Here is a 13,866-nt window from a genome sequence, read left to right on the forward strand (position 1 = left end):
AGCTGCTGTGATTTAACTATGTAATTATCATTTATCACTTTATTACAAACTATCGTTAATGCATTTAAACATGATAAAATTGCTAATAACACAATGTTGCGATTTTAATATTAATCGTTTTAACATATTTTTTTGATAGTCAGTATCTTAGTGATTATTATAATTACTGCCTTTCTTTCTCGAAAACTAACAAGACCGTTAAATGAACTTAAAAAAGTTGCAAAGGAAATTGGTGAGTTGGATTTTAAACAGGCTGAAAAGATAATAATTATGAAGCTACCCTATATTAAAATTATAAAACATTAACAATGTTGCATTATTAGTAAAAAAAACAAATATCACAACATTGTTTTTTATTTCATAGTTGTATCTTTGTATATATGTATTTAAAGAAATAAGCCTGATTTATTTTGAATAAATTAATAAAAAGTCTTGATAGGGCCATTTTATCAATGACTTGTCTAAATTGTAGCTTACAGAGACACCAGAATAGTTGAATAAGCGAGAGTCTACATTATCAAGCTTCTCGCTTAATTAACTTATATCAATTATTGTGTATATGTAGTGTTACTGTCTCTTTTCAACAAATAACAAAATTAGTGTTGCCAATGGCCCTAATACAAGAGAAAGTAAAAACCAATTTAACCCGGTTCTATTCTTCCCTTGTGCAAGTGCAGCATTTATCAACGCCAATGTACCCCAACCTACGAAATATTGGTTATCCATCTTCTGCCCCCTATTTTACTTAACCATACTGCATCGTTAGTGTATATTTCTTCACAACTTTGATCATAACACATCCGAATAATATGCTCCATAAGGTGTCAATACTGTTAAGTCACTTATAATCTATAACAAAAAGCTATCTTATTTTTAAGATGGCTTTTTTACTGGTGGGCTAAGCCAACCTATAATTAGATATATGTTCAATATATAATTACGTGCCATTGCACAAATATACAAAAACCCCTTCGTATCAACGAAAGGGATAAAAATTATTATTATGTACATATAAATTTATAGAGATATCCCAATTTTTTAAGCAACGACTTTATTGTAAATGATGTAATACTGCATCTGTCACATCTTGTAATGTCGCTGTTCCTCCCAAATCTCCTGTTTTAATTCCTTGCGCTAATGTTGCTTCTATTGCATCCAATACTTTTAGGCCAAGCTCTGGATAGCCTAAAAAATCTAGCATCATTTTCCCTGTCCATATTTGTCCAAGTGGATTAGCAATACCTTTTCCTGCGATATCAGGTGCAGAACCATGTACGGGTTCAAACATTGATGGATATTTGCGTTCAATATTTAGGTTTGCCGCCGGCGCAATACCAATACTCCCCATAATAGCGCCACCTAAATCGGTTAATATATCCCCGAATAAATTCGAAGCCACAATAACATCAAAGTTTTCTGGCTTCATCACTAGGAATGCGGCTAATGCATCGATATGATTGGATACTTGTCCAATCTCCACATAGTCTCTGCCAACCTCAGCAAAAACTTCATCCCAAAAAGGCATACTATATGTTAATCCATTTGATTTTGTAGCACTCGTCACGTGCTGACGTCGAGATTTTGCCATTTCAAAAGCATAACGCATTGCACGTTCTGTACCTTTTCTTGTAAAAATTGCATTTTGAATTGCTACCTCTTCCTGTCCACTATGAATACGACCGCCACTCTCAGCGTATTCTCCTTCTGAGTTTTCACGAACGACCACAAAATCAAAACCATTAGGATTGCGCAGCGGTGAAGGTAATCCTTGTAGTAATTTCGCTGGACGTACATTAATCGATTGCTGCATTTCACGACGAATTTTAATAAGTAGGCCCCATAATGAAATATGATCAGGTACCAAAGCAGGCATACCAACTGCACCTAAAAAGATTTGGTCATAGCCTTTTAATATTTCGATTCCATCATCAGGCATCATTTTCCCTGTCTCTAAATAATAATTGCAACCCCATGGGAAAGTAGCCCATTCAAATTGAAAACTCCCATCTACCTGTGCTGCTTTATCAAGTACTGCCATTGCCGCTGGGACAACCTCTTTTCCAATACCATCTCCAGGTATAACCGCAATTCGATATATCTTCATCTGTAGTACCCCCTACTTCTTACTTTACTTACACAGTTACTATACAATTTTTCACACAAAAAAAATAGAAGAAGTGTCGTTTGGACACTTTTTCTATTTTAGGCTGAGCAGGAGCAAGAGCCCCCCGAGCCACAGCCACTTCCGCATGATGAACCAGATGCAAAGAAGGGGTTACTTACTGGAACTTTTACCGCTTCTGATACTGTTTTTCCGATAAGTAAGCTTATTTCATCAAGTAAATCTTGAAAATCATTTTCAGCTAACTTTAATGCTGAAACTTTTTCATTTAAATCGAGTTCGCGCTTTTGCTGACGAATCGATTTCATTATTGTATGATAGTCCGGATGATATTTTCCGAAACGTTGTACATCTTCGTATTGCTCCTTCATACGGCCAAATGCGTGAATAGCTTCCACTAAATGCGCATCGCTATATACCGCTTTATACGCCTCTTGTAGCGTATTTGCAGGTTCAGAGGACAGAATCATCTCACAAAGCGCATCGGCCTCATCCAAAATGATTGCCCATTCAGAGGTCATCATCATTTTTAATTCCCCCAATCTCTTACCCATCATAACAGATTTTATGGTAATTTTACATTATTGATATTTCTATAATAAAGGAGTTTTTTTACTTGGTACCATCATCTAAAGAACTAATAGAAGATTTACTAGCAGATGTTTTACAAAATAGCACAATGGAAGATGAAGAAGTTTTACTACATTTGTTAAGTGGACTTCGCGACAAGCAACAAGGTATTCATCGCCGTTACATTAACGCTGCCTTACATATGGTGGGCACATTTCAGCCAGAGGTTAGTGAAGTGCGTATGCCCATTACACCGGTTATTCATAATACCATTAAAGTGCCACATGGAGGGATTATTGCAACTATTGCTGATGCAGCGATGGGAGGTTTAGCTTCACGCTCTGTTCCAGAGGGCTTTAATGTTGTGACGACTAATATCAATATTTCTTATATAGCAACAACCACAAATAAAGAACTAATTGCACGAGGACGTTTCGTACATAAAGGACGACAAACGCTTGTGATGGAATGTGATATCGAGGATGAAACAGGTCGGAAACTTGCTATTGCCACCGCTTCTTTCTTCGTCATTCAACGTCGCCAGTCTTAAGACTTGAAAAGTAATCTTGAATACATTGTTGATCGGAAAAAGGGAACTTATGATTTTTTATTTGTTGCGTCTGTTCATGCCCTTTTCCGGCAACAAGGACTATATCTCCCTTTTTTGCCTTAGCCAATGCCTGATGAATCGCAACCTTTCGATCCAAAAAAATTTCATAATATTGCTGTTCAGAAAAACCAGCAATAATACTTTCATTAATTAAAATGGGATCCTCATCGCGCGGATTATCGGTCGTTAAAAAAATTATATCTGCATACTTACTAGCCACTGCTCCCATCGCAAAGCGTTTGGCCTTGTCTCGATTGCCACCGCAGCTAAAAACAAGGAATAGCGTCTTCTTGCTATCAAAAGTTTGTAAAACTGCCTGTAGTGCCTCTGCTGTATGGGCATAATCTACATATACATCTATCCCAAGTGGATTCTCAATTTTTTCGAGTCTCCCTTCAGGCAATTTTAATGCCCACATATGCTCAGTTATCTCTTCAATTGAATAACCAAGACGCCATACAGCCATTAATGCAGCTACTGAATTTTGCACATGGTACTTACCAACAAAAGGAATAGCTACTATATGCTCACTTTTAGTTGTTTGCACGCAAAGTATGGTTTTCCCTCTTGATTCACTCACAATTTGAATATGTAAATCATTGTGATTGTCAAAACCGAATGAACACGCTTTTTTCTTATCATAAATACCGACTGAACGGCAAAAATTGTCGTCTCCATTTAACACAAGTTTTTTCGACAAATCTGCCAACCTTTTTTTTGCTCGTTTATATGCCTCTAATCCACCATGATCTTCTAAGTGATCCTCTGATAAGTTCAAAAATACGCCACAATCAATATCACAATGATCAAGTCTATGTTGTTGTAAACCCATCGAAGAGGCCTCTAACACAACATGCGTCACTCCCTGACGTACACATTGTTTTAGTATTGGCTGAAGTTCCTTTGCTTGTAAAGTTGTTAACTGCTCATACGATGTTTGTTGCCTTTGCCCATTAATAAAGAAACCAACTGTACCAATAACTGCTACATTATTATGTAAAGCTCTTAGTAATTGACTAACAAAATGACTCACTGTTGTTTTACCATTTGTTCCTGTGATCGCAACAACTGTTAAAGCCTCTGCTGGAAAGGCAGCGAGTTTAGCACTCGCAAATGATAAAAACAATGCAGTATTTGGTACCCAAACGAAAGGAATATTTTGTTCATTGGCGGGTAGTGAAATACTTTCCTCAGATACAATGGCAGCAGCACCTCTGGCTATTGCTTCTTTTACAAATCGGCTCCCTGAAGTTTTCTTACCTTTACGCACAACAAAAATATCCCCAGGTTTCACCGCTTGTGCGTAATCCTCTACACCAGTAATACTTGTTCGAATCGATCCACCTGTCACACTGCACGGCCAATCTTTTAATAACTCAGCTAATTGCATTGTCTCACTCCTCCTTTCAGTTCTCTATCATATGACGGTGTTTGTAACGTTGTGACGAAAAAAGCAGAGGGCTTAAGCTTCTCTTTCTACACACTTTTTACATCCAACGTCGCAACACTAAATGTTTAAATTTTCCACAAAAGAAATAGAAGGCATTAAAAAAGAGGTTGTCTTATATGTAAGACAACCTCTTTTTTAATAAATAGTAATAAACCATTGATTTCCTTTTCTGGCGTTCCCTTTCGGGTAGGCACGCTCAACTAATTTTTGCGCATATGCTGTTTCTGCAGGAGTGTCGCGCCTGCCACACCCATCAACTTGTCTTGCATACAGATGAGGGATTACAATGGCCCATGCAGCGGTGCTTACTTTTATTTTCATGACATTGAAGAAGCTCTCAATCAGACATAAAATGGGAGTGTATTTGTAACGAATATTTCTGATAAAATTTCAAAAGGTATTCGCAATGTGATTATTGCGAATACCTTTTGTCTTCCATCCGAAAGATTGTCTTTTGCCACAACCTGTTTTTTTCTATTATTGAATGTTTTGATCTGAATCTGCGTCCGAAATGTCTTGCGGCTCTTCAATCTCCTCTATTTCCTCTATCTCACTACCCACATTGTTTTTCTCAGTCGGTTCTATAAATATTTGCGTATAGTAATTTAAAAAGACTCCCGAACCAACTAGCGAATATTTATCGTTTAAAATTATTTTACGATGCTCAGGAGAATTAAGCCAACCATGCATCGCTTCAACAGCGTCGAAATAAGCCGTTGCTAAATTTTCGTTCGCCTCATAATAGTCCGTTTCATATGCCTCTAATCGCTTTTTCAAATCTCCATTTGTGGGAGATTCATGCGAAAGAAAATTTTGCACCTTCATATCTTCACTATGCAATCTTGCTACCTCATCTAATGCATCATCCATTTCTAATGGTGCTAAATCATGCTGAACTCTGGTTACATTTATTAAATCATCTAGCTGAGCTGCACTGGCCAAATTAATGTCTTGCTGTAAAAAGGAGGATGGTGGTGCTGGTATAACTAGCTCTCCTTGATAAATCATTTCATACGGTCGATGTAGTACCAGCGTCTCGCTATCTGTGAAGCGTACACCTTGTAATTTACCTGTTTCTCCATCTATATAGAGCTGAGCATAAAGTCCATCAAACTTCACAAGTAATCGCGTTTGCATATCTTCCTCACTCATTGAAAAAACAAAAATATTCTCACCCACATTGGCAGCCACTTCATAATCAATTATTGTCTTTCGATAAATTTCATCACGCTTCTGACCAATTTTAAATGGTGATGCATCCAAATGATCACCTGCTATGTATACTTGTGTCACAACATTATTTTGCACACCAACCATAAAAAATGAGGAAACACTGGTCTTATAAACCCACCATTGATAGCCAAATGACGATGGCTCTTTCCTTGCTGGTTCACCATATTGTTCCAGCACTACTTGTGCACCTTGTCCGATAAGTGTCGACATACCACTTTGTGGACGTGTCATCGCTCCCTCCTCAGGCTGCTTCAGTTCTGTCTTTGGAATAACATTAGAATTAGCATTTGGACCCTCAAGTGGTTCATTTTCACGTGCAGTATTAAAGAACATAAAGCCGATAAACGCAATTGCTGCACATACAATTAAAATGCGAAATAAAGCTTTCATACATGACTCCTTCTCATCACCATTATTGTAATTTATTATATCAATTGTAATCGTGTTGACACAATGTTGTCATTGCAACAATGTCGAATATGCTCTATTATAAAAATGAGCGTATACTTTGTACGAAAAGCTAAAGGAGGATTATTAGATGTATTTTGAAAATACTAACCTTGAAAATTTAACAGCTGACCAAGAACTAATCGAAAGCGTTATGAATAAGAACGGTCTTGAATGTGATGGTGGCTGGGATTACGAACGTATGACATTCGATCGTCGTTTCGATACTCGTGAAGGCCGTTACTACCTACGCGTATTCGCATATGCTAAATCTGGTGATGTTGGTGCACACGATGCAGTGTTAACTATTATGAAACCTGCACTTGGTAAATACTACTATCCACATGGTGTTGAATATGGGGAAGATGAAGTTTACCCAGCACACCTTGTTAAAAAATGTGAAGAAATCTTAAAAAAAGTAAAATTAGATTTAGAAGCTTTTGAAGTTCGCGTCTAATCTATATTAGGATAGACAGATTATTTACACTTATGTCGGTAAAAAGTAGCTATCATTAAACTATTTTCTAAATAAAAGTATAATAGATGCTATACCAACATTAGATTGGCCCGTGCGTGTATGACCTAGAAGCTTGAAAAGACTGGTGGTCCAGTCTTTTTTATTTTGAGTAAAATAATTTTTTCTCCTCATACTAACTATATCTTTCAAATGATGTAGGTGAATTTCATGATAGAATTTTTCAAAAAGCCCTTTTTTCGACATCCAATAATCGTCATCGCGATTGGCATCATTATACTGTGGTTCATGTCCTTATCTTTACCAGTCCTACTAGCCTACGTTACGGCATTACTATTAGAGCCTGTCATCATTCGCATCAGCAAACGATTTCGAAAAAAACGAAAAATTATAGTTTCTATTTTCTTTTTGTTGTTTTTTTCCCTAACGCTTTTCCTTTGTATTCTCGCAGCATTTATCGGCTGGAAACAATTTTCATCTTTTTTACTCCATTTACCAGACTACCTCAACCAATTATCAGCTCTTTGGATACAAATTCAATCAAAACTTGCCAATTACACCTATCATCTGCCTTTGGAACTCGTTACACAAATTCAGCTTATCATTACACGTACATTAGCATCCATTGAAAAATTTGCGTTTTCTTTAACAAATTTGAATGTTTGGTCTTCATTAATTACACACCTATCTTCACGTTTGTTTGATATATTCGTGTATTGGATTGTTCTCTATATGCTACTGTTAGAATTACCTACTATTAATCAAAAACTATTGGCTCCAATTCCTTTTCATCATCAACAAAAAGTAATATTTATCGGCCAGCGAGTCAAGATTGCTTTATTTGGCTTTATGAAGGCACAGTTCTTTGTCGGTATTTGTATTTTTGCAATAGCACTAGCAGCCTTTTTTTTATTAAAAACGCCATTTCCTTTTATATTAGCACTATTACTCGTTATCTTGGATGTAATTCCTTTTTTAGATTCATTTATATTACTTATACCTTGGGCCATTTATAAAGCATTTACTGGAGAATATGTTTATGCTATTTCCCTGCTAGTACTAACTATTGTACTTTTTTTAGTGCGCCGGATGGTTGAACCGAAAATTATCGGAGATAAAATTGGACTTTCTTCCTTGTCGACATTCATTGCTATGTTTATCGGTTTCAAAATATTTGGATTTCTTGGCATTTTAATTGGCCCTTTACTCGTTGTCGTTGTGCTTTCACTATTTAATCAATCCGACATAAAAAATCTCCCTCCTGCTCAAGAGTAAGGAGGGAGATTTTTTTATTAAAATCCTAAAATTGCTTTGATAACTGACGTTGTTTCACCTGGTTCAAACAGGATATACAATAACATGTACACCATAACACCTGTAATGGCTACGAAGAACCAAATAATACTCGTAATTGGTCCGATACGACGATGAAGTTTAATCTTTGTTTTCAAACCAGAAATAATACTAACAATACCGAATACTGCGCCCACTGTCGCTAGCGTAATATGGAATATTAAAAAGAATGTGTAATACGGTTTTAAATCCTCGCCGCCACCAAAAGCAGTATTTCCAATAAAGATTGTACGTGAAGCATAAATAATAAAGAATATAAGAGCAGCAGCACCAGCACCTAACATTACTTTTTTATGCGCTTCTACTTTCCCCTTCATGATTAAGCCCCAACCGATTGCTACTAGTACTGCACTAATAACGATAAATGACGTACTAATAGTAGGCAAAATTTGTAATTCCATGCACAAAACTCCTTATACAATGTAAATTTATCTTTTTACAGCTGATGTTGATGCTCGCTTTCCCATTTCTCTTGGTGTGCCTTTAGTGCATCTGCCGTAATTTTATCAGGATCTTTTTGTTCTGAGCGATACCATTTTGTAAAAATAGAAGCAATTAAAACACCAAAGATTAGCTCTTGCAATATTTTCATAAGGACGCCGCCAAGTTGTTGATCCGCAACAGGTTTCATATCTGTAAATAACTCTGGTCCCGACAAAGACAAGCCAGACAATGTAGAAGCTGGTACACAAAGCTCCATCGCTTTTAGCCAAGCGTCACCATTTGTATACGTTTCATACATCGCGTTTGGAGCAAAAATAATTAAAGCACATGCAGGGGTAATTAATACCGCGTTTGCAATAATATAGGCTAACTTATACAGAGGCTTCATTTGAGAACTCTCTGGCATCTTTTGAATTAAAGGCCAGTACATTAAAACAGCAGAAACAAATAATACAAAGGTATATGTACTATGTAAAGTCTCATTTAATTTAATGTAGTCTAAGACAGAAGGCAAGTGATAAAAAGAAAATAGACCAATAAATACAAATATCGCAACGACTGGTAATGTTAAAACTCTAAACAAAGGTTTTACAACTGGTGCTTCAATGGCAACCTTCCATACCCACCATGGAATACCTTTAATAATGAAAATCGGTACAAGCAATAGTAATATAGCCATTTGCACCATATGCATGGTAAACATAATATGGGCCATTAAATCTATTGGAGACCCTTTAATAATATAAATCGTTACCATTGCCAAAACGAAGTATATGGCCTCTCCTCTTTTCAATGGCTCACTGACTTTAAAATCTTTGCGCCATTTCGTTGTTACTAAAAAATAGATAGTTGTTATAAAAACGAGAACCCCTATTAAATACGGGCTCCATAAAGCTTGGAAACCAAATATACTAAGTGGCATACAGTACGCACTCCTTTAAACTTCAGTACTCCTATTATAAAACGCTTACAGCTGAACTGCAATGAACGAAAGGTGAACAATTTACTATGACTTAGTCTATTCTAGTACCCAACGAAAAAAAGCACGTCTCTACTAAAAGTAGAGAACGTGCATTTTTGGTTTACCACCAAATGATTGTTAAGAATGCTAAGAAGAATGTAAATGCGATTAATATACCCATCCACATAAAGAAACCAATTACTCCACCGAAGTGAGTTTTTTTGTCTTCTAAGTGCATGAAAGCGTAAAGTTGAAGAACAACTTGAACACCAGCAAGCAATAAAACGAACGGGAATATTAAGTATTTAGAAAAATCAGCTGCAACTACTGCGAATGCGATGAATGTTAAGAAAATCATAATCGCAAAGTTGATTACTTGTTTACGCATATGAACGGCATTATGATGACGATCATACTCGTATTGCGCTTGAGACTTAGCAACTACAGGTGTATCGTGTGATGACATATTATCCGATCACTCCCATCAAGTATACTACTGTAAAGATAAATACCCAAACTACGTCGATAAAGTGCCAGTATAGGGCAGCAACGAAGAATTTAGGCGCATTGTACAGGTTAAGACCACGTTTAGAGTTACGGATAAGTAATGTAGTAATCCATACTAACCCTAATGTTACGTGGAAACCATGTGTACCAACTAGCGAATAGAACGCAGTGGCAAATGCAGATTGGTTAAAAGTAAAACCAAGGTGCACATAGTGATAGAACTCGTAAATTTCAAGGGCCAAGAAGCCAAGGCCTAGAAGTAAAGTGATAGCTAACCAAGTTTGCATTCCTTTATAGTTAAAGTTACGCATATGGTAAATTGCATAAACAGATGTAAGTGATGATGTTAAAAGTAACATCGTCATTGCAAAAGCTAACGGTAATTCAAATAAATCTTGTGTTGTGAACTCCATGCCAGCCGGCCCTTTGTTCTTAAGTGCTAGGTAAGTAGCAAATAAACTTGCGAAAAGCACAACTTCACAGGCAAGGAAAATCCAGAAACCAACGACCTTGTTTTTACCTTCTAACGTTGCTTGTTCAGGATGATCTGGCCAAGTATGAGGAGTAAATTTAGTATTGAAATCCATTATTTATTTCCTCCTTTGCCATAAAGTTGTTCTTCAATTTCAAGAATTTCTTCTTTGTGTAAGTGGAAACCGTGATCATCTTTAACAGAACGAACGATCATAGCACCAAATGTAATTGCAAGACCAATGATGAGTACATAGATTGACCATGGCTTATCTGCATCTGGATTATAAAGTGCACCGAATGCTGCGATAAACATACCTAAAGAAATAACGAATGGAATTGCAGAGTTGTTTGGCATATGAATATCGCCAAGTGGCTCAGCATATGTCATACCTTCTTTGTTACCTTCTTGTTTTTCAATCCAATAAGGATCTAATCCACGAACAAGTGGCGTTTGACGGAAGTTATAGAACGGAATTGGCTGTGGAATAGCCCATTCTAATGTACGGCCATCGCCCCATGGATCGCGACCTGCTGGTTTACCTTTGATAGACATTAAGCAGTTGATTACCATCATGATAACCCCAACACCCATCATTAATGCACCAATTGTTGAAATATAGTTGAACTGATCCCAACCTTGACCTTCCATGTAAGTGAATACGCGACGTGGCATACCCATTAAACCTAAGAAATGTTGTACGAAGAATGTTAAATGGAATCCGATGAAGAATACCCAGAAAGTCCATTTCCCTAATGTTTCGTTTAACATACGGTTGAAGAAAATTGGCCAGTAGAAGTGCGCTGAACCGAATAAAGCTGTTACGATACCACCTACGATTACGTAGTGGAAGTGAGCAACGATAAAGTAAGAATCGTGTAATTGGTAGTCAAGAGGAGCAGATGCTTGCATTACCCCTGTAACACCACCCGCAACGAATGACGGGATGAAACCGAGTGCATAAAGCATTGGTGTAGTAACTTTAATAGATCCGCCCCAAATCGTTAAGATCCAGTTGAATACTTTCATACCTGTTGGAACGGCAATCGCCATTGTTGCAACAGCGAAGATTGCGTTAGCTGTTGGCCCAAGACCAACTGTGAACATGTGGTGGGCCCATACCATGAAGCCTAAGAAACCAATTAAGATTGTTGCGAATACCATTGAAGAGTATCCGAATAAACGTTTACGAGAGAACGCTGGAATAATCTCAGAGAATAAACCAAATGCTGGTAATACTAAGATATAAACCTCTGGGTGTCCGAAGATCCAGAATAAGTGTTCCCAAATAATTGTGTTACCACCCATTGTGTGGTCAAAGAAGTTACCACCGAACATACGGTCAAATAACATCATTAATAAACCGATTGTAAGTGGAGGGAATGCGAATAAGATTAATGCACTTGATACAAGTGCTGTCCATGTGAATAATGGCATACGCATGAACGTCATACCTGGAGCACGCATTGTAATGATCGTAACAATGAAGTTAAGACCAGAAATTAATGTACCTGCCCCTGAAATTTGTAAACCAAGTACATAGAAGTCAATACCATGTCCTGGAGAGTATAAAGATAATGATGCATAAGATGTCCAGCCCGCATCAGGAGCGCCACCCATGAAGAATGACAGGTGAAGGAATACTGCACCTAGAAAGAATAACCAGAACCCTAAAGAGTTAAGGAATGGGAATGCAACGTCACGCGCACCAATTTGTAATGGTACAAGCATATTCATAAATGCGAATAATAATGGAGTCGCAGCTAGGAATAACATCGTTGTTCCGTGCATTGTTAATAATTCATTGAAAAAACCAGCTGAAACGAAATCGTTATTCGGTTTCATTAACTGAATACGCATTAATAACGCTTCAAAACCAGCGATAGCGAAGAACAATGTACCGGCTAATAAATACATTACTGCTAACTTTTTATGGTCAACAGTTGTAATATAGTCCCAGATAGTTGCTCCAAAGCCCTTTTTCTGTGTGTATGAGCTCACAACTTTTACCTCCCTCAAAGTTTGTTACATAAAACTTAAAATTATTTCTCTACTGATAAGCCCATGATGTAAGTTGCAAGAGCTTGAATTTCTTCGTCAGATAAGTCGCCATAGATTGGTGCAGTACCATCTGGATTCATCATTAAGTTACCTGGTTTGTATTCTCCAGGATTCTTAATCCATGCTTGTAAGTTTTCTTCATTGTGCTCTAAGAAACCTGCAACACGGTTACGGTCACCAAATGTCGTTAAGTTAGGACCTAATCCACCTGTTCCGCCTACACCTGATACAGCATGACAAGCTAAACAGCTGTTAGCAAATGTTGCTTCACCAAGATCTGTAGATGCTTTGTCAGCAGTTTGTCCTTCTGTAGCTTTCATTGTATCTACCCAAGCATCGAATGCTTCAGGGCTTAATGATTTAACTTTAAAGTCCATTAATGCATGCGAAGGACCACATAATTCAGCACATTTTCCATAAAATACGCCGTCTTTAAGGTCTTTCGATTCTTTATCGAATACGAGGTAGAATTTGTTTAAGTTTTCTACGTTTGTATCCATTTTACCGCCTACAGCAGGAATCCAGAATGAGTGCTTAACATCAGCAGCTTTTAAGTTAAAGTAAACTTTTTCGCCTGTTGGTACAACTAATTCTTGTGCAGTTACGATACCTTGGTTAGGGTATTCAAACTCCCACCAATATAATTTTGCAGTTACATTTACTGTAAGAGCAGTTTTATTACCGTTTTCGTCTACTTCGTCCATTGCAGCAACATCCGCAAATTTATAAGTAGTCGTAACAACTGGTACAGCAATAATTAATAATAAGATAATTGGAATAACTGTCCAAATCACTTCAAGAGTGTGACTTCCTTCTACTTGCTTAGGAATAACGTTCTCGCCGACTTTAGAACGACGGAACTTAACAAATGCAAGTAAATAGATAACTGATACTATTACTACTACTAGCGTCATAATTCCCGTAGTTAACAGTAATAAATTCAATTGTTCTTTACCTACTTCACCAGATGGTTTCAGTGCAGAAATGTATTCTTCACCACATCCAGAAAGGAAGACCATCATCACTGCTAGAAGTGAAAAAAGACGCCATTTTTTAAGCCCTTTCATCATAGCTTAATTAAACCCCTCTTTCTTTGTTGTATTTTCATGTGTACCTAGGACATTCGTTCTGTCTATATGAATTCTTTAAGAGAAAAGAAAG

At 37.1% G+C, this 13,866-nt stretch carries 14 protein-coding genes; 3 read left to right on the forward strand and 11 right to left on the reverse strand.

All coding sequences use genetic code 11. The features are described from left to right. Positions 1-567: 567 nt before the first annotated feature. The 3 genes from C9J35_RS23440 to C9J35_RS01785 all read right to left on the reverse strand — a co-directional run bounded on the left by C9J35_RS23440 (position 568) and on the right by C9J35_RS01785 (position 2,649). Positions 568-726 (reverse strand): hypothetical protein, encoded by a 159-nt coding sequence (locus C9J35_RS23440; protein ID WP_167395904.1) that lies wholly within the window; start codon positions 724-726, stop codon positions 568-570. A gap of 325 nt (positions 727-1,051) precedes the next feature. Then, positions 1,052-2,104: a tartrate dehydrogenase gene (locus C9J35_RS01780; protein WP_054767098.1), complete on the reverse strand. Its 1,053-nt coding sequence runs from the start codon at positions 2,102-2,104 to the stop codon at positions 1,052-1,054. A gap of 98 nt (positions 2,105-2,202) precedes the next feature. Further along, the gene (locus C9J35_RS01785) at positions 2,203-2,649 is read right to left on the reverse strand and encodes a YlbF/YmcA family competence regulator (RefSeq protein ID WP_107923180.1); all 447 of its coding nucleotides are present in this window, start codon (positions 2,647-2,649) and stop codon (positions 2,203-2,205) included. Between the two features lie 89 nt (positions 2,650-2,738). Between C9J35_RS01785 and C9J35_RS01790 the strand changes: the two genes are divergently transcribed. Next, a complete protein-coding gene (locus C9J35_RS01790) occupies positions 2,739-3,242 on the forward strand; it encodes a PaaI family thioesterase (RefSeq protein WP_054767097.1) in 504 nt (167 codons plus the stop codon). Here the strand turns inward: C9J35_RS01790 and C9J35_RS01795 are convergent. Both C9J35_RS01795 and C9J35_RS01805 read right to left on the reverse strand, forming a co-directional pair. Beyond that, a complete protein-coding gene (locus tag C9J35_RS01795; RefSeq protein ID WP_107923181.1) occupies positions 3,220-4,692 on the reverse strand; it encodes a UDP-N-acetylmuramoyl-L-alanyl-D-glutamate--2,6-diaminopimelate ligase in 1,473 nt (490 codons plus the stop codon). The two genes, C9J35_RS01790 and C9J35_RS01795, sit on opposite strands and share 23 nt — an antisense overlap. A 537-nt stretch (positions 4,693-5,229) precedes the next feature. Continuing rightward, entirely contained in the window at positions 5,230-6,375 is a 1,146-nt protein-coding gene (locus C9J35_RS01805; protein ID WP_107923183.1) for a CAP domain-containing protein, read from the reverse strand. 148 nt (positions 6,376-6,523) lie between these two features. On the opposite strand from C9J35_RS01805, the gene C9J35_RS01810 reads away from it, so the two are divergent. Further along, positions 6,524-6,889 carry a YugN family protein gene (locus C9J35_RS01810; RefSeq protein WP_107923184.1) on the forward strand — a complete coding sequence of 122 codons (366 nt, stop codon included), beginning with the start codon at positions 6,524-6,526 and terminating at the stop codon, positions 6,887-6,889. Between the two features lie 228 nt (positions 6,890-7,117). Beyond that, positions 7,118-8,182, forward strand: coding sequence for a sporulation integral membrane protein YtvI (ytvI, locus tag C9J35_RS01815; RefSeq protein WP_107923185.1), 1,065 nt, complete (start codon positions 7,118-7,120; stop codon positions 8,180-8,182). A 17-nt stretch (positions 8,183-8,199) separates the two neighbouring features. On the opposite strand, the gene C9J35_RS01820 is transcribed toward ytvI, so the two are convergent. The 6 genes from C9J35_RS01820 to coxB form a co-directional block, all read right to left on the reverse strand. Next, positions 8,200-8,661, reverse strand: a complete 462-nt coding sequence (locus C9J35_RS01820; protein WP_107923186.1) for a DUF420 domain-containing protein — start codon at positions 8,659-8,661, stop codon at positions 8,200-8,202. Between the two features lie 35 nt (positions 8,662-8,696). Next, complete coding sequence (gene ctaG / locus C9J35_RS01825) at positions 8,697-9,626, reverse strand: cytochrome c oxidase assembly factor CtaG (RefSeq protein ID WP_107923187.1); 930 nt, start codon at positions 9,624-9,626, stop codon at positions 8,697-8,699. 160 nt (positions 9,627-9,786) lie between these two features. Then, positions 9,787-10,131 (reverse strand): cytochrome C oxidase subunit IV family protein, encoded by a 345-nt coding sequence (locus C9J35_RS01830; protein ID WP_107923188.1) that lies wholly within the window; start codon positions 10,129-10,131, stop codon positions 9,787-9,789. Between the two features lies 1 nt (position 10,132). Further along, on the reverse strand, positions 10,133-10,759 hold the full coding sequence (locus C9J35_RS01835) for a cytochrome c oxidase subunit 3 (protein WP_107923189.1): 627 nt from the start codon (positions 10,757-10,759) through the stop codon (positions 10,133-10,135). Further along, a complete protein-coding gene (ctaD, locus tag C9J35_RS01840) occupies positions 10,759-12,645 on the reverse strand; it encodes a cytochrome c oxidase subunit I (RefSeq protein ID WP_054767095.1) in 1,887 nt (628 codons plus the stop codon). Before ctaD ends, C9J35_RS01835 begins: the two co-directional genes overlap by 1 nt. A 41-nt stretch (positions 12,646-12,686) precedes the next feature. Beyond that, positions 12,687-13,775 (reverse strand): cytochrome c oxidase subunit II, encoded by a 1,089-nt coding sequence (coxB, locus tag C9J35_RS01845; RefSeq protein ID WP_107923190.1) that lies wholly within the window; start codon positions 13,773-13,775, stop codon positions 12,687-12,689. Positions 13,776-13,866: the final 91 nt, after the last annotated feature.

It is taken from the genome of Lysinibacillus parviboronicapiens, assembly GCF_003049575.1.
GTDB classification, from domain to species: Bacteria; Bacillota; Bacilli; order Bacillales_A; family Planococcaceae; genus Lysinibacillus; species Lysinibacillus parviboronicapiens.